At 64.5% G+C, this 18014-nt stretch carries 22 protein-coding genes and 1 pseudogene; 12 read left to right on the top strand and 11 right to left on the bottom strand.

Annotated features, from left to right (window positions below; all coding sequences use genetic code 11):
- Nucleotides 1-20 precede the first annotated feature (20 nt).
- Nucleotides 21-467 carry a MarR family winged helix-turn-helix transcriptional regulator gene (locus HU230_RS18580; protein ID WP_176534968.1) on the bottom strand — a complete coding sequence of 149 codons (447 nt, stop codon included), beginning with the start codon at nt 465-467 and terminating at the stop codon, nt 21-23.
- Nucleotides 468-614: 147 nt separating this feature from the next.
- Between HU230_RS18580 and HU230_RS18575 the strand changes: the two genes are divergently transcribed.
- The gene (locus tag HU230_RS18575; protein ID WP_176530415.1) at nt 615-1397 is read left to right on the top strand and encodes an alpha/beta hydrolase; all 783 of its coding nucleotides are present in this window, start codon (nt 615-617) and stop codon (nt 1395-1397) included.
- Nucleotides 1398-1446: 49 nt separating this feature from the next.
- Here HU230_RS18575 and HU230_RS18570 read toward each other — a convergent pair whose 3' ends face one another.
- From HU230_RS18570 to HU230_RS18555, 4 genes are read right to left on the bottom strand one after another with little or no spacing between them, the layout of a single operon-like run.
- On the bottom strand, nt 1447-2469 hold the full coding sequence (locus HU230_RS18570) for a quinone oxidoreductase family protein (RefSeq protein ID WP_176530416.1): 1023 nt from the start codon (nt 2467-2469) through the stop codon (nt 1447-1449).
- A 9-nt stretch (nt 2470-2478) separates the two neighbouring features.
- Nucleotides 2479-3387, bottom strand: a complete 909-nt coding sequence (locus HU230_RS18565; RefSeq protein WP_176530417.1) for a beta-keto acid cleavage family enzyme — start codon at nt 3385-3387, stop codon at nt 2479-2481.
- 12 nt (nt 3388-3399) lie between these two features.
- Complete coding sequence (locus HU230_RS18560; protein WP_176530418.1) at nt 3400-4155, bottom strand: SDR family NAD(P)-dependent oxidoreductase; 756 nt, start codon at nt 4153-4155, stop codon at nt 3400-3402.
- 8 nt (nt 4156-4163) lie between these two features.
- Nucleotides 4164-5066 carry a dioxygenase family protein gene (locus tag HU230_RS18555; RefSeq protein ID WP_176530419.1) on the bottom strand — a complete coding sequence of 301 codons (903 nt, stop codon included), beginning with the start codon at nt 5064-5066 and terminating at the stop codon, nt 4164-4166.
- Nucleotides 5067-5068: 2 nt separating this feature from the next.
- Between HU230_RS18555 and HU230_RS18550 the strand changes: the two genes are divergently transcribed.
- A complete protein-coding gene (locus HU230_RS18550; protein WP_224943356.1) occupies nt 5069-6199 on the top strand; it encodes a LacI family DNA-binding transcriptional regulator in 1131 nt (376 codons plus the stop codon).
- Nucleotides 6200-6392: 193 nt separating this feature from the next.
- The gene (locus HU230_RS18545; RefSeq protein ID WP_176530420.1) at nt 6393-6827 is read left to right on the top strand and encodes a twin-arginine translocation pathway signal; all 435 of its coding nucleotides are present in this window, start codon (nt 6393-6395) and stop codon (nt 6825-6827) included.
- Between the two features lie 61 nt (nt 6828-6888).
- On the opposite strand, the gene HU230_RS18540 is transcribed toward HU230_RS18545, so the two are convergent.
- Both HU230_RS18540 and HU230_RS18535 read right to left on the bottom strand, forming a co-directional pair.
- The gene (locus HU230_RS18540; protein ID WP_176530421.1) at nt 6889-8091 is read right to left on the bottom strand and encodes an FAD-dependent monooxygenase; all 1203 of its coding nucleotides are present in this window, start codon (nt 8089-8091) and stop codon (nt 6889-6891) included.
- Between the two features lie 7 nt (nt 8092-8098).
- Nucleotides 8099-8344, bottom strand: coding sequence for a zinc-finger domain-containing protein (locus tag HU230_RS18535; protein WP_092115185.1), 246 nt, complete (start codon nt 8342-8344; stop codon nt 8099-8101).
- Between the two features lie 249 nt (nt 8345-8593).
- On the opposite strand from HU230_RS18535, the gene HU230_RS18530 reads away from it, so the two are divergent.
- Both HU230_RS18530 and HU230_RS18525 read left to right on the top strand, forming a co-directional pair.
- Nucleotides 8594-9727 carry a hypothetical protein gene (locus HU230_RS18530; protein ID WP_176530422.1) on the top strand — a complete coding sequence of 378 codons (1134 nt, stop codon included), beginning with the start codon at nt 8594-8596 and terminating at the stop codon, nt 9725-9727.
- 64 nt (nt 9728-9791) lie between these two features.
- Nucleotides 9792-10544, top strand: coding sequence for an alpha/beta fold hydrolase (locus HU230_RS18525; protein WP_176530423.1), 753 nt, complete (start codon nt 9792-9794; stop codon nt 10542-10544).
- Nucleotides 10545-10556: 12 nt separating this feature from the next.
- Here the strand turns inward: HU230_RS18525 and HU230_RS18520 are convergent.
- A pseudogene (locus tag HU230_RS18520) lies at nt 10557-11951 on the bottom strand (hypothetical protein); the annotation flags it as partial.
- 183 nt (nt 11952-12134) lie between these two features.
- Between HU230_RS18520 and cysE the strand changes: the two are divergent.
- Both cysE and HU230_RS18510 read left to right on the top strand, forming a co-directional pair.
- Nucleotides 12135-12962: a serine O-acetyltransferase gene (cysE, locus tag HU230_RS18515; RefSeq protein WP_173637353.1), complete on the top strand. Its 828-nt coding sequence runs from the start codon at nt 12135-12137 to the stop codon at nt 12960-12962.
- Nucleotides 12963-13099: 137 nt separating this feature from the next.
- The gene (locus HU230_RS18510) at nt 13100-13318 is read left to right on the top strand and encodes a DUF3126 family protein (protein ID WP_050406403.1); all 219 of its coding nucleotides are present in this window, start codon (nt 13100-13102) and stop codon (nt 13316-13318) included.
- A gap of 106 nt (nt 13319-13424) precedes the next feature.
- Here HU230_RS18510 and HU230_RS18505 read toward each other — a convergent pair whose 3' ends face one another.
- Nucleotides 13425-14135 carry a hypothetical protein gene (locus tag HU230_RS18505; RefSeq protein ID WP_176530424.1) on the bottom strand — a complete coding sequence of 237 codons (711 nt, stop codon included), beginning with the start codon at nt 14133-14135 and terminating at the stop codon, nt 13425-13427.
- Nucleotides 14136-14354: 219 nt separating this feature from the next.
- On the opposite strand from HU230_RS18505, the gene HU230_RS18500 reads away from it, so the two are divergent.
- Both HU230_RS18500 and HU230_RS18495 read left to right on the top strand, forming a co-directional pair.
- A complete protein-coding gene (locus tag HU230_RS18500) occupies nt 14355-14684 on the top strand; it encodes a DUF6949 family protein (RefSeq protein WP_092115175.1) in 330 nt (109 codons plus the stop codon).
- 136 nt (nt 14685-14820) lie between these two features.
- Nucleotides 14821-15351 carry a gamma carbonic anhydrase family protein gene (locus HU230_RS18495; protein WP_092115174.1) on the top strand — a complete coding sequence of 177 codons (531 nt, stop codon included), beginning with the start codon at nt 14821-14823 and terminating at the stop codon, nt 15349-15351.
- 4 nt (nt 15352-15355) lie between these two features.
- On the opposite strand, the gene HU230_RS18490 is transcribed toward HU230_RS18495, so the two are convergent.
- Nucleotides 15356-15610, bottom strand: a complete 255-nt coding sequence (locus HU230_RS18490) for a hypothetical protein (RefSeq protein WP_173637351.1) — start codon at nt 15608-15610, stop codon at nt 15356-15358.
- Between the two features lie 87 nt (nt 15611-15697).
- Between HU230_RS18490 and HU230_RS18485 the strand changes: the two genes are divergently transcribed.
- The 3 genes from HU230_RS18485 to HU230_RS18475 all read left to right on the top strand — a co-directional run bounded on the left by HU230_RS18485 (nt 15698) and on the right by HU230_RS18475 (nt 16989).
- On the top strand, nt 15698-16009 hold the full coding sequence (locus HU230_RS18485) for a hypothetical protein (protein WP_176528434.1): 312 nt from the start codon (nt 15698-15700) through the stop codon (nt 16007-16009).
- Between the two features lie 155 nt (nt 16010-16164).
- A complete protein-coding gene (locus HU230_RS18480) occupies nt 16165-16638 on the top strand; it encodes a hypothetical protein (protein ID WP_176530425.1) in 474 nt (157 codons plus the stop codon).
- Nucleotides 16639-16839: 201 nt separating this feature from the next.
- Nucleotides 16840-16989 carry a hypothetical protein gene (locus HU230_RS18475; RefSeq protein WP_176530426.1) on the top strand — a complete coding sequence of 50 codons (150 nt, stop codon included), beginning with the start codon at nt 16840-16842 and terminating at the stop codon, nt 16987-16989.
- 393 nt (nt 16990-17382) lie between these two features.
- Here HU230_RS18475 and HU230_RS18470 read toward each other — a convergent pair whose 3' ends face one another.
- Nucleotides 17383-17874 carry a hypothetical protein gene (locus tag HU230_RS18470; protein ID WP_176534970.1) on the bottom strand — a complete coding sequence of 164 codons (492 nt, stop codon included), beginning with the start codon at nt 17872-17874 and terminating at the stop codon, nt 17383-17385.
- Nucleotides 17875-18014 lie beyond the last annotated feature (140 nt).

Below are 18014 nucleotides of genomic sequence, written 5' to 3'. Positions count from 1 at the left end.
TGAACGGCGCGGTTTGTCCGTTAGTCCGTTCCCGATTTCGTCAATGCGTTGCGAAGCGCCTGGACGCGCTTGTTGAGTGAGACGAGTTCGTCGATGGTCAGGCCGGACCGCTCCAGCAAGGTATCGGTCAGGCAGCCGGTGCGCGATTGCATCGCCTTGCCGCTGTCGGTCAGGTGGACGCCGACCTGCCGTTCGTCCTCCACACTGCGCCGGCGCACCACGAAGCCGGCATTTTCGAGCCGCTTGACCAGCGGCGTGATGGTGCTGGGCTCGAGGGCGAGCCGGTCGGCGATTGCGGAAATCATCTGCCCGTCCTTTTCCCAGAGCACGCTGAGAACGAGGTATTGCGGATAGGTGATGCCGAGGCCGTCGAGCAGGGGCTTGTAGGCACGGTTGATCGCAATGGTGGTCCCGTAAAGAGAGAAGCAAAGCTGGCTATCCAGCGGAATCGGTCCCGGATTTGGCATGAGAGGAGCCCTTTCGATGTGTTTTGCCCAGCGTACCACGAAAATCATTATCGCGATAAAAAATATCTGGACAAGCAAATTGAAGACAGTTATACGATGATTATCGCGATAAAGATTATCGCGAAATAAACATCCAGGAGAACTTCAATGTCTGTTGCCACCAAATTGTTCGCCGCCGCAGCATCGCTGGGCCTCGCCACCGCGACGATCCCCGCGGCCCAGGCCCAGTCCGCCCCGATCAAATCAATCGTCCTCGTCCACGGCGGTTTCGTCGACGGTTCGGGATGGGAAGGCGTCTACAAGATCCTGAAGAAGGACGGCTACAAGGTCAGCATCGTCCAGAACCCGACCACCACGCTGGCGGACGACGTCGCCGTCACCAAGCGCGCCATCGCCGCCGCCGACGGCAATGTCATTCTGGTCGGTCATTCCTATGGTGGCGTCGTCGTCACCGAGGCGGGCACCGATCCGAAGGTCGCGGGGCTGGTCTACATCACGGCGTTCGCGCCCGACCAGGGCGAATCCGTCGGCAAGCTGATCGCCAATCCTCCTCCCGGCGCGCCTGTGCCGCCGATCCTGCCGCCGAAGGACGGCTTCCTGTCGCTCGATCACGCGAAGTTCGCCGCCGCGTTCGCAGCCGATGTGAAGCCCGAAGTCGCGGCATTCATGGCTGACTCGCAGGTGCCCTGGGGTGTCGCCGCCTTGAATGGCGAGGTGAGCGCGCCGGCCTGGAAGAGCAAGCCGAGCTGGTACCTGGTGGCGACCAACGACAAGATGATCCCGGTCGATGCGCAGCGGATGATGGCCAAGCGCGCCGGTGCCAAGACCGTCGATCAGGCCGGCAGCCACGCCGTGTATGTCTCGAAGCCGGAGGCAGTGGCAAAGGTCATCGAGCAAGCCGCCAAGGGCGTCGGCGACAAGCAGAAGTAACGCAGCCGTCCGCGACCGAGCTTCCCGATCGGGCTCAAGCGATGCCCGATCAGGCTCCCGGTCGCAGTACGACGCGGTTGCGCGATGATCCGATCACGGCGGTGTAGGCCGCCTTCGTCTCAGCAAGCGGGTAGATCGAGGACGGGATGATCGGATAGGGGCGCAGGAAGCCGCCGGCGAACCCAGATAGCACGCTGCGCAGCAGCTCTGCGCTTTCGATCGTAGAAAACGCAAGCGTGTCGACGCCGAGATAAGTGTGCCGTCCGCGATAGAATTCCAGGATGTTGAATTTGACCGTCTGGTCGGTCGTGGCGATCAGGATCTGCCGCCCGGCCTTGGCAAGCGAATGGTGCGCATCGTCGAAGTAGGGGTCACCGACCGTGTTGAAGACGATATCGGCTCCGTGGCCGTCGGTCAGTTCGCGCACGCGTCCCGCGACGTCGGTCGCCGAGGAATTGATGATCTGGATCGGGGCGTTGGCGTGGCCTTCGTAGGGTTCGTCCTTGCGCACCACGCCGATCACCCTGGCGCCTTGCCAGGTCGCAAGCTGGACCGCAGCCTGCCCGACCTTGCCGTTGACGCCCATGACGAGGACATGTTCGCCGGGTCTCGGCGCGCCGGCTCGTCGAAAGCCTTCGATGGCTGTCACGAACGGTACGCCGATCCCTGCAGCCTCATCCATTGAAATTCCGTCCGGCTTTTCGACCAGGGCCGCGGCCTCGACGACGACATGGCTGGCGTGCGTACCGTCACGGCGGATTCCGAGGTCGCCGGACGAACCGAACACAGCTTTTCCGATCAATGCGTCCGGCCCTTCGACCACCCGCCCGGAAAAATCACGGCCCGGGGTTCTTGGGAACACCGCATACGGCATCAATCCCGTGGCGGCCTTGACGTCCGACGGGTTGACGCCCGCGGCTTCGACCGCAACCACGACTTCGTGCGGTTGCCGCGTGAGCGAATGTTTCTCGATGGACGGCGCGATCGCCGCCGCATTGGCAGCTTTGGCATTGAGCCGCACGCAGGTCGCCTCGACGACGACATCGGTCCCCGATCTGGTGATGGCATTCATAGCTCGCTCCTAAGCCTTGATTGTCTTTGTGGGCGAGGGCAGGCCGACGATCCGCCTGCTGTCCTCGATCGTCGCGACGGCGCCTCCGAGATCCTCGACGATGCGGCGTGCCTTCGTGACCATCTCCGCGTTTGAGGTCGCGAGCTGGCCGCGTGTGAGATAGACTGCATCTTCCAGGCCGATCCGTACGTGACCGCCCGCAAGATAAGATTGTGCAACCGTCGTGAATGCGGCCTTGCCGATGCCGACCGCGGTGAATTCCGCGTCCGACGGCAGCAGGCCGCGCGCGTACAATACGGTTTCCGGGGAAGGCTGAAAGCCGTAACGAACGCCCATCACGAAGGAACACAGGACTGGCCCTTGCAGGGAGCCGTCGGCCAAGAGATCGCGCATCAAGGCGATATCGCCGGAATCGAACAGTTCGATCTCCGGTTTGACGCCGGCGTCCGCGATCACTTTCGCCATCCGGCGAACGTTTGCCGGCGTATTGATCACGACCTCGCCTCCGGAGTTCATGGTGTTGAGATCGAGCGTGCAGATGTCCGGTCGCAGCGCGGCGATGTGCTCGACCCGCTTCTCCGGCGCCATCAGGGTCGTGCCTTCGGCGGCCACCTTCGGATCGTCCCTCGATGGAACAAAGCGTCCGCCCGGTCCGGTCGTGATGTTGAGGATCAACGCGGGGTTGCGCGCGCGAATGCGCTCGACGATGTCGACATAGTGGTCGAGCAGCATCGAGGGACGGCCGGTAAGCGGGTCTCGAACGTGGATGTGGACGATGGCGGCGCCGGCATCGGCGGCGTAGAGACAGGCGTCAGCGATCTGTGCGGGCGTGATGGGAAGATGGGGGGTCTGCTCGGGCGTCGTCAGGTTGCCGGTCACGGCGCAGGTGATGATGACCTTTTCGCGGGGAGATCGCATAGACTTGTTCCTTCAAAGCGAGCGGCCGCCGTCGACCACGAAAGTCGTTCCGGTCGCGAAGCCGAGTTGGGTTGCACAGGCGAGAATGGCCGAGGCGATGTCCTCTGCGGTCGCGATCCGCTTCAGCGGTGTCGTCGTCGCGGTCTTGGCGTTGAAGTCCGCGCCGCGGCCCGGAACGAAGCCGGTGTCGACCACGCCGGGGGCGACCGCGAGCACCCGCACCTCGGGGGCGAGCACGCGGGCGAGCGATTTCGTCATGACGTCGATGCCGGCCTTGACGGCACAATAGGCAATCGAGGACCCGATCCCGTTGGTGCCCGCGATCGATGATATCGAAACGATGAGGCCGTCACCGGATGCCTTCAGGAGCGGAGCGAAGGTGCGGATCGCCGCAAACTGTCCACGCCAGTTGACCGCGAACATCCGGTCAATCAGGTCGTCGTCCAGCGCGTCGAGATCGGCGTGAGGCACCGGCTTGGTAAAGCCGGCGGCGTTGACGAGGATATCGAGCCGGCCGAAGCGCCGCTCGATCTCGGCGCGCAGCGCTTTCAGGGTTGCGGTCTGGGCGACGTCGGCGATCAACGCGACGTGGCCGTCCCCAGGCAGGGATTGCACCACGGTTGCCGCGGCGGCGGTCTCGTCCGGAACGTCGCGGTGGCTGATGGCGATGCGGGCACCGAGTTCGGCGAAGCGCTTGGCGGACACGGCCCCGATGCTGCCGGCGCCGCCGACGACGAGCACGACCTTGTCCTTCATGGATTGGTTCATCGTCAGCTTCACCTGATCGGTGGCTTGGGGAGGATCGCTTCACCGTTTTCCATGGTGAAGCGATAGTTCAGCGTGTACCAGGGAGCGCGGACCCCGGGCGCCGGTGGATCGCCGTCGTCATGCCGGCGATAATCGCCGACCAGCGCGCGCGTCACCCCGAACACCACGTCGCTGTCCAGGTGCTTGTCGTGGTCGACGAAGACCTGCGTGATCAGCGTCTTGTAGCCGGGCTTGAAGCCCAGGAAGTGCATGTGAGCCGGCCGGTAGGGATGCCTGTTCTGGGCGCGCAGCATGTCGCCGACCGGGCCATCCGTCGGCACGGGATAGCCGGCGGGCTTGACCGACCTGAATGAGAATCGACCCGAGGCGTCGGTGGTGAACTTGCCGCGCAGGTTCATGTCGGCCTGCGTTTCGTCCTGGTTCTCGTAGAGGCCGACAGGCGAGGATTGCCAGACGTCGACCTCGACATTGGCGAGGGGCTTGCCCGCGATGTCGACGACCTCGCACGCGACGAAGAGTTCGGGGCCGGGTGTCGCAGAACGGACGATCGATGCTCCGTTCTCCGTTCGGGGAGAATTGGCCCGCCAGAACGGGCCCAGCAATGCCGCCGCGGTTTCGGTCGCACCGGCGTTGCCGTTATTCAGCAGGCAGACCAGCGTCGAGAAGCCGGTCGCATCCGCGAAGAGGATGCCCTCGTTGTGGCTGTCGTGGGTGGCCTGTCCGATCCGGTTCAGAAAATCGATGCCGAGATCGTATTCCGCCTCGCTGAGTTTCACCTCGCGGGCGAAGGCATGGAGGTGCCTGACGAAGGCTTCCATCACCGTTCGAAGCCGCGCGTTGTCGGTCGACGCCATCGCCCGCAACACGGTCGGCGTCACGTCCTCGAGCTTTTCGATAATGCCGTGAGACATCGGTGGGCTCTCAATTGGTTGAGTGCAATCGTTTGCATGAAATATTGCAATCGATTGCAATGAGTCAAGGGAACCGCTATGCTCATTTCGCAAACGAGCTAAGCAGCAGGAATCGCTGGGTGAATCGAGCCGTCACGACAATCAAGCAGATCGCGGACGCCGTTGGCGTTCACCCTTCGACGGTGTCGCGGGCCCTCGATCCCAAGAAACGGCATTTGGTCGCGGACGACGTCGCCAGGAGGATCTCCGCCCAGGCGGCGGCGCTGGGCTACCAACCGAACCGGCTGGCCGCCAACCTGCGACTGGGGCGATCCGATCTCGTCGGTGTGCTGCTGCCCGACATCACCAATCCGGTGTTCGCTCCGATCCTTGGCGGCATTACGGAGGTTCTCTCTGCGGAAGGCTACGCACCGATCGTCGCGGACGCCGGGAATATATCGTCGCAGCAGATCTCCTTTGTCGAGCGACTGCTCAGCCAGCGGGTCGACGGTCTGATCCTGGCGACGGTTTCGCAGGATGACGAACTCGTCGGTTTCTGTATCCGTCGCGGCGTTCCCGTGATCCTGGTCAACCGATCGGAAGCGCGCGATCGCGTCTCTTCAGTCGTCTCGGACGACGAAATGGGAATGCGCCTCGCCGTCGATCATCTCGTCGATATCGGACACCGCCGCATTGCGCATATCGCAGGGCCGCTGTCGACTTCAACCGGCGCGCTGCGGCGTGACGGCTTCGAGCGCGCGATGGCGCGGCACGGATTGACCGGGGTCGTACGTGAAGCCGCGGGATACACGCGCGAAGGCGGTGCGTTGGCGGCGGCGTATCTCGTCGGTGGGCCGCATCAGGTGACTGCGATCGTTGCCGCGAACGACCTGCTGGCGATCGGTGCCCTTGACGCTCTGAAGGAGCGGCACCTGCGGTGCCCGGAGGATCTCTCGCTCGTCGGTCACAACGACATGCCATTCATGGATGTCGTCTCGCCGCCTCTCACCACCGTGCGCATCGAGCACCGCGAGATGGGGCGGATCGCTGCCAGGATGCTGATCGAAATGCTCCAGAGCAGGTCGGCCGAGATCCGGCACGTCGTACTTCCTCCCGAGTTGGTCGTCAGGAAATCCACGCAACCGGCGGCCTAGACATGCGCACGTCTTCAACGCGGTCGTACGCTTGTGTCCGGTCCGCGACCTCAGGCCTAACCTGCGGCTTGCAATTCCATTTGCTTCAGCGGCCGAGCATTGGGATAAGCAGCGCGCCGCCGCGATTGAGCCTCAATCCGGACACCGGCGGCTGCTTTAGGCAATCTCAACACTGTCGGACTAAGAAAGCTGAATGTCTGTTCGTCTCCCACGCCGCCCAAATCTGTCGCGCGCGGCAGCCATCGTTGCGCTGTTCGCCTCGGCCGCGGGCGTTTCCGGCTGCGCGCAGATCGGCGACAGCGTGCCGTCGGCATTCGCCGATCCCGCCAAATACGATCTGTATGATTGCAAGCAGCTCGAGACCGAGCGCAAGAATCTCACGTCTCGCGCGACGGATCAGGAAAAGTTGATGGCCAAGGCGGAGACCGGCGTCGGCGGTACCGTGGTCTCCGAGATGGTCTATCGCAACGAGCTGATCTCGATCCACGCCCAGCAGAGGCTTGCGGATCAGGCCTGGCGCGCCAACAAGTGCCATGAGAGCCCGCCGGATACGCCGGCGGCGGCCGCACCCGCGGCGCCTGCGCCGGGGGCAACGGGCCCGCGCGCGCCGCGAGGCCTCGTTCACTGAACAAGCGCTTCGCGATGAGCCGATTGCTGGTCGCGCACGCAAGCCGAGTTCACCTGATCTCTCAGGCGCGCCAGTCGTAGATCCAGTCCTGCCGCGCCAGCATGCGCTGCGGACCGATGGCGCGGATCGCGAGATCGCGGGCGATCGCCAGGGGTCCGCTCAAGTGATAGATGCGGCCCTGCTGCCTCGCCATGCGCTGCACCTTCAGCACGCGCCCGCGCCGCATCTCGGCGTAGCGCTTCAACGCGGCGGGAATGCCTGCAGTGTTTTCGCCGGTGCAGTCGGCCAGGGCCTTGGCGAGCACGGCCGCATCCTCGATCGCCATGCCGGCGCCTTGCGCGGCAAACGGCAGCATCGCATGCGCGGCGTCGCCGAGCAGCGTCACCGCGCCTTCGCTCCAGCGGCCGATGTCGGGCAGGGTGAACAGCGCCCATTTGCGCCAGCCATCGACCGCGCCGATCAGCATCCGCGCCGTGGCGGGCCAGCGCGCGGTAGCGAACGCACCCTTGATCTCGTTGATGTCGCCGGGCGCGCTCCAGCCCGGCCGGTTCCAGGTGCCGGACACGATCGCAACCACGTTGAGCTGGCGGCCGGCCGAGATCGGATAGGCCACGAGATGCGCGTCCGGCCCCATCCACAGCTGCACGCGCGGCGCGGTGTATTCACGCGGCAGGGCGGTCGCGTCGAGCGTGCCGCGCCAGGCGATCAGGCCGGAGAATTGCGGTTGTACATCCGGAAACAAATGTCCGCGGACCGACGACCAGATGCCATCCGCGCCGATCAGCGCAACCGCCAATTCCTCTTGCCGTGCGTTGCCGCGGCGCTGCACCACCGTCAGCCCCTTGGCGTGCTTGGTCACATCCTCGAACTGGCAGCCGAGCCGCAGATCGATATCGGGATGGTCGTTGACGGCGGCCTGCAACGCGGCCTGCAGATCGGCGCGGTGGATCACCCAATAGGGGGCACCGGCGCGGAACTCGGCGGCCCGGCCGAGCGGCATCCGCGCGATCTCGCCACCGGCCCGCGTGCTCAGGATGTTGACGGATTCCGGCGTGACCGCACGCCGCGCAAGCGGTTCCTTGAGCCCGAGCTCGACCAGGATGCGGCTGGCATTGGGAGAGAGCTGGATGCCGGCCCCGGCTTCCTCGAGCCGCTCGGCCTTTTCCAGCACGACGACGCGAAAGCCCTGTGACGCCAAGGTCAGCGACGCCGTCAGTCCTCCGATCCCGGCGCCGGCAACGATGACGGTTCGCGTCAGCGCCACGGAGCGGTCAGGCGACCTTGTCTTTCAGCACGCATTCCGGCGGCCGCGCTTCGCCGGCCGCGAGGTCGGACGCGAAGCGATAGAGCGTCGAGCAATACGGGCAGATGATCTCGCTGTCGTTGCCGAGGTCGAGGAACACGTGCGGATGATCGAACGGAGGGTTGGCGCCCACGCACATGAACTCCTGCGACCCGATCTCGATCACCGAGACACCGGCATCGTTATGGAAGTGCGGGACGACGTGGTCGGACATAATCTCACCTTGGTGGCAACGATGGGCAGACGCAATCAACAGCATGCGGCATCGCGAAATGCCGCGCACCATACTGGCGGGAACAGTTGATTCCTAGAGCCCCGATGGCTCATGTGCTCATGCAAATTCGACACAATCTTGTCGTCCCAGAGAAGCCCTTCTTTGGTCGGAGCCGTTGTGTCGCAAAAACGGCACACTATTTCCAAGGCCAACTGAACAAGGCGAATAAAACTAGAGGTTTTCAGCGGAATGAACGGGGTGCGCCTCAGTTTTGCGGTGGCCGGCCTGGCAGCGAGCGCTGCCGTGGGCGCGGCCATTTGGCCGCACGCCCGGAACGCCGGCACGGTGCTGTCAGCGCGGAACGATCCGGCTGCGCTCGCCGACCTCAGGCTCAATTCCGTCCTGCGCAACAACCCGGCGTTGATATCGGACAATATCGAGGCGGCGCTCGCCTCCGGAGATGCCGATCTTGCGACCAGCTTTGTCGCGCTCGCAAGCGAGAAGAACATCGCCCTCAATGATGAACTTACAAGGCGCGTCGATGACGCGCAGGCCGAGCAGTCGTCCACCACGCATTTCGCCAAGGGATTTGCCGCCGGTCTCGTGACCGGCAATGCCGACGATGTCGCAAGCCTGTCCGGCATTGTCGCCGGCGACCTGTTCGTGTTCGGTGACGTCAGGGACGTCGTGCGTGAGGGCAAGCACCTCGTGATGGGCGAGGACACTGACCGACTGGTGCTTGGCCTTGCGGCTGCCGGGCTCGCCGTGACTGCGGCCACCTATGTGTCGGTCGGCGGCGCCGCGCCGCTGCGCGCCGGACTGACGCTGGTCAAGGATACGCGCAAGGCCGGACGGCTGAGCGAGGGGATGATCGAATGGGCCGGGCGCTCGACCCGCGAGGTGGTCGATCAGCCGGCGCTGCGTGAAGCGGTCGCGTCCGGCTCGGTGCTGCGGCCGGCGGAAACTGCAACCGCGATCCGCGCGGCATTCCGCGCCGAGAAAGCCGGCGCGCTGGTGCGCGTCGCCAAGGACGTCGGGCGTATCGGCGAGGCGGCCGGGGTTCGTGCCGCGCGAGACACGCTGAAGGTCGCGGAGAACCCGCAGGAGATCGCGCGCGCGGCCCGCATCGCGGACGTGAAGGGCGGCCAGACCCGCGCGATCATCAAGCTGCTCGGCCGCGGCGCGCTGCTGCTCGTGGCCGGCACATTCAATCTCACCATGTGGCTGTTCGGCGCGCTGCTTGCGCTGTTCGGCTTCCTGTCGTCGATCAAGGCCGCCACCGAGCGAACCACGGCGTGGTGGCTCAGACGAAGCAAGGCGCTGCGCCTGAAGCGGCAGATGACCGCGCAGGCCGCGCTGGCGAGTATGCCCGCCCAGGGCTAAGGTTGCGGTCGCCGGTCGATCGCCAATCCAAAATCCCAAGTCGCAAGAAAAAACGGAATCGATGATGCCGAGTTTCCATCACGGCGATGTTGAAATTGCCTATATCGACGAAGGCGCGGGCGAGCCGATCGTGCTCGTGCACGGCTTTGCGTCGAGCAAGAACGTCAACTGGATCTATCCAACCTGGGTGTCGGAGCTCGTCAAGGCCGGCCGTCGCGTCATCGCGCTCGACAATCGCGGCCACGGTGAATCCGCCAAGCTCTACGACGCCGCGCAGTACGAGATCGCGACCATGGCAAGCGACGTGATCGCGCTGATGGATCATCTCGGAATCGCGCGCGCCGACATCATGGGCTATTCGCTGGGCTCGCGGATGACGGCGATCCTGGCGCGTGAGAATTCCGATCGGGTGCGTTCGGCGATCCTCGGCGGCATCGGCATCGGGCTGATCGAGGGCGGCGGTCCCGGCGAGGCCGTCGCGCTGGCGCTGGAGGTGCCGTCGCTCGACGACGTCACCGATCCGGTCGGCCGCACGTTCCGCGCCTTCGCCGATCAGACCCGCTCCGACCGCCGCGCGCTCGCCGCCTGCCTGCGTGGCTCGCGCCGCCTGATGACGCGCGAGGAGGCCGCCGGCATGCGCGTGCCGGTTCTGATCGCGGTCGGCAGCAAGGACGAGATCGCGGGCTCGGCGTCAGCGCTCGGCCGGATCATTCCGGGATCGCAGGTGCTCGACATTCCGAACCGCGACCACATGCGGGCGGTCGGTGACAAGGTCTACAAGACCGGCGTCATCGACTTCCTGTCGCGGCGAAAATAGCTCGTCGGCATCGTCCTCGGCATCGTCCCTGGCGAAGGCGCGCGCCGCCGCGATCAGCACCACGAAGGTCGCGACCCACACCATGCGCGCGCCGTAGCGGTCGTGGGGCCCCGAGATCACGCCACAGACGGCGGCATTGCCGAGCAGAGCGAGCGTCACCGTGCCGGCCAGCAGCGTCAAATCGTCGAGCCGCCGCTGCCACAGTCCGCGGCCGAACAGGATCACGACCAGGAGCATCGAGGCCAGCGCGACCGGCACGTGGATGCGATTGATCGCGGTGAAGTCGAGGGCCCATTGTTGTTGCCGCGCGGCGCGCATCGGCGCGACCTGCTTGGGAATATAGCGCTCGATGATGCCGTAGGTATGCGGGATCCAGCCCGAGGAGCCTTCTCCGGTCGCGACATCCAACAGCTGGTCGGCGGTTGCTTTCAGCGCCGCCCTGGCCTGCCATCCCGGATATTCGGCCAGCGAACGCACCACGATGTGGCCCATCTCGTCATTCAGTCCCTGAAAGCGGCCGAGCGTGTCGAACATGCTGTGACCCCACAGGAAGTCGTCGGCGGTCGGTGGCAACTCGTCGCGATAGGGGCAGAGCTTCAGGTTCTCCTTGGCGCAATGATCGCGCAGATATTGCGAGACGATGCCATCCTGCAGCATGCGGCCGAAGGCGACGCCATAGCCGCCGGGTGTCCAGGCAAGCTGTCCCGACAGCGCGAAGTTCGCCGCCAGTAGCATCACGGCGCCGGTGACGATGGTCAGGCTGCCTTGCACGAGCCCCGCGACCGGGACGCGACGGCCGAGCCACGGACGCAGCATCCAGCCGACGCAGCAGAGCCCAAGCAGCACCGCGAGCGTCGCGCTGTGCGTGGCAGCGGAAAACGCGATGAACCCGAACAGCACCGCCTTCTCCAGGGTCGAGATCCTGTCGCTATGCAGGATGAGGACGTAGAGCGCGAGCACCGCAAGGCCGGCAAAGATGTCGGTCAGCAGCATGCTGGCTAGCCAGGGCAGGGCGGTGGTTGCGATCAGCGCAAGGCTGATCGCGATCAGCCGGACCGGCCGGGCGAGCTCGAGCATGCGCAGGGTCAGTTGCAGGATCCACAGCGTCGCCAGGGTCTGGATGCCGAGGTTGAGCCAGAACCCCGATATCTCGCCGACATGCAGGTAGATGCCGAACACCGTGGACCGGCTCGGCACCAGATAGCCCTCGTACCAGCGCGCCAGATAGCCGCCGGTATCCCATTGGAGCAGCGGATAGCCGTTCCAGAAGGCAGGCGCGAGCAGGAGGAGGGGAATGGCAATGGTGACAATCCAGACCGACCGTGCATCGGTCAGGCGCCCACGTAACGTCTGGGTATTTATGATGTTTCCCCTTTTTATTGGGGCCGACCATGCCCAAAACCACACTCGGGACGAAATCCGCCAATAGTTGCAGAAGCACGGCTTGATTTCGGCAAAATCCCGACCAACTCCCCTAGACATCGGCCCGGAGGGCGTTCGGCTCGGGTTTACCGTACCGAGCCTTCCCGGGACGCGCTGGGGTCACCGTGCTATAACGCACATCAGAACAACCGAATTGCGAGAGCAGCTATGGCAGTTCATCAGGTCAATCCGCAGGGGGCAAAGCTGGCGGCGCTCGATCCGATCTGGGATCGAATTCGCGGTGAGGCGGAAGACATCCTGCGGCGCGAGCCGGAGCTCGCATCCTTCATCTATGCGACCGTGCTGCATCATGAGCGCCTGGAAGACTCCGTGGTCCATCGCATTGCCGAGCGGCTCGATCACGCCGCGCTGTCGGGCGACCTGATCCGCCAGACCTTTGGCGAGGCATTGCGCGATGAGCCCGATATCGGCAACGCCTTCCGCGCCGATCTCGTCGCCGTTTATGACCGCGATCCCGCGACCTCGCGCTTCATCGATCCCTTGCTCTACTTCAAGGGCTTCCACGCGCTGCAGACCCATCGTCTCGCGCACTGGCTCTATCAGAAGGGCCGCAAGGATTTTGCCTTCTACTTGCAGAGCCGCTCGTCGGCAGTGTTCCAGACCGACATCAATCCGGCGGCCAGGATCGGCCGCGGCATCTTCCTCGACCATGCCACCGGCTTCGTCTGCGGCGAGACGGCCGTCATCGACGACGATGTCTCGATCCTGCATGGCGTCACGCTCGGCGGCACCGGCAAGGAGAACGAGGATCGCCATCCGAAGATCCGCCACGGCGTGCTGATCGGCGCCGGCGCCAAGATCCTCGGCAATATCGAGATCGGTCATTGCGCGCGGATCGCGGCGGGCTCCGTCGTGGTCAAGCCCGTGCCGCACAACGTCACGGTCGCGGGCGTGCCGGCGAAAATCGTCGGCGAGGCCGGCTGTGCCGAGCCGTCGCGCACCATGGACCAGATGCTCAACGCGATCGGGCTTTGATTTCACTCGCTTTCTGATCGCGGCGCGCTTTAGCGTGTGCGCAACATCACGTCGCCAAAGCCTGAAAAGGCTCTGGCGATCTTTGCCGTCTCGTCCTAAAACTCCCCCGAAAATCATCGACCCGATTGGAGACGGCTGTGGACGTTCAGGAAGTCAGGAAGCTCGACGCGTATCTCAAACGCGTGTTCAGCAATCCCAAGATCCGCGTGGTGCCGCGGCCCAAGAAGGACGACTCGGCCGAGGTTTATATCGGCGAGGAGTTCATCGGCGTGCTGTTCGTCGACGACGAGGACGATGATCGCTCGTTCCAGTTCCAGATGGCCATCCTGGAAGAAGATCTGGGCGAGCAGGGCTGAACAGCCTGGTCTCGGCGCGTCATTGCGAGGAGCGAAGCGACGAAGCAATCCATATTTCCGCGTTAGCGGCTCGATGGATTGCTTCGCTTCGCTCGCAATGACGGCGTTACCCCTTCGCGCTATGCATCTGCGCGGAGAGGCGGTGCATTGCGGTGGCGATGTCGCGCCATTGCACAAGCCAGCTGCGTGGAAAGCGGAAGGTCAGGTCGGCGCCCTCGATGCGCTGCTCACTCAGGCACATGCCGGGCGTCGACGTATCGCGCGTGCAGCGCGCGATCAATTGCGGCTCGGTCGCAGTGAACAGGTCCTCACCGCCATAGGGCGTGCCGTCGCGGAACGCGCGTGCCGTCAGGCCGTCATCGGTGTTCGCGCGCTCGTCGAGATAGCGCGGATAGATCGTGCGCAGCCGCATGTCCGGTGCGAGTGAATCGTGATGTGCCGCGATCGACACGAAGATCCTGTCGATCGGCTGCACCTTGTCCTCGACCGTCTCGGCGCTGTAGTGCTTCGGCGCGGCCGGCGCCTCCAGCGACGGATAGAGGAAGCTCAGGTCGACGCGCTCCTGCGGCCCGGAGTGGCGCTGGATCTTCATGCGCACCGCCATGGTCGGCACGTTGAACAGCGTGCCGCCGACGCTCACCGGCAGTCGCGACGGATCGCTGGGCGGGACGGTCGTATAGGTCGGCCACAGCAGATAGGCGACGAGCGCAATCGCACCGGCCGCGATGACTGCCGAGGCGATGATCGGAACGAGATGCGCGCGCGGATTGCGGCGGGTGTCGCGGGCGAGATGCTGGGCGGTCGAGAGTAGCGTCATGGGCGAGGCAAAGTGCAGGTCGGGAGTGGCCGAATCACCTGCCGAATATGCCACGTGACGCGGAATTTCCGTACGATTCCAACGGAATCCCCGAGCGAATGGCCATGCGCAAACGCCGCGCCGGGCGCCCCCGGTTAACCCTTCCTTAAGGATGATGTGGCGGCTCGCCGCCAATTCTGCGAAGCAGGGTGAGTGGCCTGTTGCGTAGCGGAAGTTCCGATGTCGCCTGATACCTTGAATTCCCTGTTCTCGCTCTTCATCGGCTTCGCGCTCGCCGGCGCATTGGCCAGCGGTTATCAAGCGATGGCGGAGCGTCCGGCCGGCTTCGGCCTGCTGCAGGAGGGCGTGGCGCCGAGGACCTTTGCCGCGGTCCCGTTTCTCGTCTTCGCCGCACCGTTCATCATCATGCGCAACACGCTGCGTGGTGCGCGCATCGAGCGCCGCCGGTTCGAGTTCGTGATGATGGCAACCGTCATCTCCGGCTTCTGGAGCCTGATGTCGGGCACCTTCTTCGTGATGACGCTGCGCGCTGCCGGCGTGATCGGGTGATCCGCGCCGGCTCCTGATCCGTGTCCGGATCATGATCGCGCTTGCTTGAAACCATGTCGGCCGCTGTGCCAAGGTCGTCCTGACGAGAGCCTCAGTTCTGATCAATCAGAACCGAAAACGCTCCAGGGAGACCTCTATGGCGATCTACGAACTCGACGGGCAGGGGCCCGATCTTCCCGCCGACGGCAGCTACTTCATCGCCGACAATGCCGTCGTGATCGGCAAGGTGCGCCTCAAATCCGCGGCGAGCGTCTGGTTCGGCGCCGTGCTGCGCGGCGACAACGAGTGGATCGAGATCGGCGAAGGCTCCAACGTCCAGGACAATTCGACCCTGCATGTCGATCCCGGCTTTCCCCTGACCATCGGCAACAACGTTACGATCGGCCACAATGCGATCGTGCACGGCTGCACGCTGGAAGACGGTGTGCTGATCGGGATGGGATCGATCGTGATGAACGGCGCGCGCATCAGGCGCGGCAGTGTCGTCGGCGCCGGCTCCGTCATCACCGAGGGCAAGGAGTTTCCGGAAAATTCCCTGATCATCGGTGCGCCCGCGCGCGTGGTGCGCACACTTGATGCCGCGCAGGCGGAGGCGTTGTCGCGGCCGGCGAAGTCCTATGCGATCCGGGGACCGCAGTACAAGGCCGGACTGAAGAAGATCGGCTGAAAACTCAGCGCTTCCGGCCCTGCTTGCGTGCGCCCTTCGGTGTTGCGGGGCCTGGCTTTGCCGCCTCCTGGAGTCTTGCTGTCTCCTGAAGTCTCGCGCTCTTGCGCAGCGCGTCTTTCAGGTCGATCGGAATACCGTGCTTCTTGAGGAGGTCGGCGAAGGCCTCGTCCGCGAGCTCCTGCAGCGTCGCCATCCGGTCGCGCCCAAGCTGCTTCAGCTTGTCGAAAGTGTCGTCGTCAAACTCGATCAGCTTGCGCAAATTGCATTGCTCCCAAACTGTATTGCCCCAACGCCTGTGGGAACTGGCGTTTTGCGGACCTGTTGATGTCCGCAAGGGAGAATTGCCATGCGCAAATTATCCGTCACCGTCGCGTCAGCGACAATCGCCATTCTGCTGGCGCCCACGGTTACCGTCGCCCAAGGTACTGGAAGCGGTACTGGGAGCGGCAGCCCCTCGTCAGCCAGCTCGGCATCGCCGCAAGTCGCGTCACCGCCGCCCGGCACCAACAGCGCCGGCACGGCTCAGTCTTCCGGTCGGCTGAACACCGGTGAGGGCGTCACCACCGGCTCGGCGTCGAGCGAAAGCTTCGACAAGGCGATCGCCGACGAGAACAGGACGGTCGACCGCCGCGTCAATGGCATCTGCCGCGGCTGTTAACTTTTGACGGCTGCGCCTTGATGAACGCGGGTCGCGCAGAAGTGAGCGCGGCATAGGCGCGCGGTCGAAGCCGCGGTCCTACATTGGGTTAGCATGCGCGGGACGCGGCGGAGGAGGCTTGAAAAGCAAAGCCTTGGAAAGAGGAGTAACGGGTGATGTTGCGTAAAACGATGATTGCCTTGCTGGCGACGGCCTCGGTCGGCCTGTTCACGGTCGACGCCGCGTCGGCGCGCGGTGGCTTCGGCGGTGGCGGCTTCCACGGTGGCGGTGGCTTCCATGGTGGTGGCGGCTTCCACGGCGGCGGCGCTTTCCGCGCCATGGGCGCGGGCGGTGGCGTCCGGTCGGCTGCGATCGGCGGCGGTTGGCATGGCGGCGGCTGGCATGGTGGAGGCTGGCATCGGCGCGGCTGGGGCTATCCGTTCGCGGCGGCCGCGATCGGCTTCGGTCTGGGCTACGGCGCCTACGATTACTATGACGGCTACTACGGCAACCCGTACTACGCCGGCTACGGCTACGACGACGGGTATGGCTACGGCTATGGTTACGGTGACGGCGGTTGTTATGTCGTGCGCCGTCGCATGCTGACGCCGTATGGCTGGCAGGTGCGACCGGTACAGGTTTGCAACTGAGATATCTGCTGACGCATGGCCGGTCCATCGGATCGCCATGCTGATGGTCTTGGAATGATCGGCGCGGCCTCGGTGTCTTGATGCCGGGGCCGTCGCGCACTGGTACGCTGCTTGCAGCGCATGCAGCAGTCTGTGTGTGAACGTGTCGCGAAAACAAACGGTCCGGCTGCGATTGGAGCCGGGCCTCAGAGGATATCAGAGATGCTGACCATTCCTGATCTGACATTGCTGTTCATGGTTGTTGTTTCGGGCCTCGCCATCGCATTCGTCTACATGCTCCACGAGCTCGAGCCGAAGCTTGCACGGCTGCGGCAGCGAAGCGATCGCGTCCTGCGCGACCGCACCAAGTAGGCGGCAACGCGGATTGCTGCGGCTTCAGTTGCAGCGAAGTCGCGCGTGCAGGGCCGTCATCCGAGCACGCCGCGTTTTCGGGGTGGTCAGTCCAGAGACCGGGACTCACGGTCACAAAAAACAAGGCCGTCGACGTAGTATACCGTCAACGACCTTGCCAGCCCCGGATATTGAAATCGGCTCACGCCATCCGGTGATTAAGGATGACTCGGATTCGAAGTCGGATATGTGAACCAGTTCACAAAGTTCCGGATTAATTCACGCTAACGGGCACTCATACGGGGCTACCCGGCAGGCCTGGAGCCGGAAAATTCCACCTTAGGTCCTGATGTTGTTCGGGATTTGGCGCATTTTGAAGGCCGCGCTGGTGACGGCGCCCGGCGTCTTCGGTCGTCAGCCGCGCGATCTGTGGCGCTTCCGGTTGGCGCTGCGGGTGGCCTTCGACCGCTTGCGCGGCTCGGGCTCGGCGGCCGGCTCATTGGCCTGCGCGCTCGCGAGCGATTGGCGCAGGCCCTCGACCTGTTCAGTCAGTGCGGCGACCTGGTCGGAGAGCTTCTTGGCGTCGGCCTGCTGCGCGGCGAACTGTTTGCGCATCGCCAACAGCTGGTCCTGCACTTCCTGCAACTGGTCGATGGATTCCTGCTGGGTCACCTCCATCCCCTTGGTCTTTTCCACCAGGGCCTCGGAGACCTGTGCGGTCCGCGCCTGCAATTGGCGGGCGGCGACCATCCGGTCGGTCTCCGGCACGTTGCCGCTGAAGGCGCGCCACAGCGCGATCGAGCCGATCCCGAACAGCACGAGCACCAGCGCCACGGCGCCGATCGCGATCGGCTGCACGCCGATCAGGCTGCTGGCCTGTGCATTCCGGGGGGCAAGTTCGACCATGCGACCAGAACCGGACATCAATTGAAAGGTTTCGCATAGCACAACCGCGATGCGGGCAAAACCCCCGGGGATTCAAGCAGGTGGCGCGGGGAGTGCAAAACTCGCCGCAAATTCCGCGGCTCCTGCCTCAAAACGGGACT

The sequence above is a fragment of the Bradyrhizobium quebecense genome (assembly GCF_013373795.3).
Lineage (GTDB): Bacteria > Pseudomonadota > Alphaproteobacteria > Rhizobiales > Xanthobacteraceae > Bradyrhizobium > Bradyrhizobium quebecense.
Note: the sequence above shows the minus strand (reverse complement) of the source record. Positions and strands in the feature narration are given on the sequence as shown.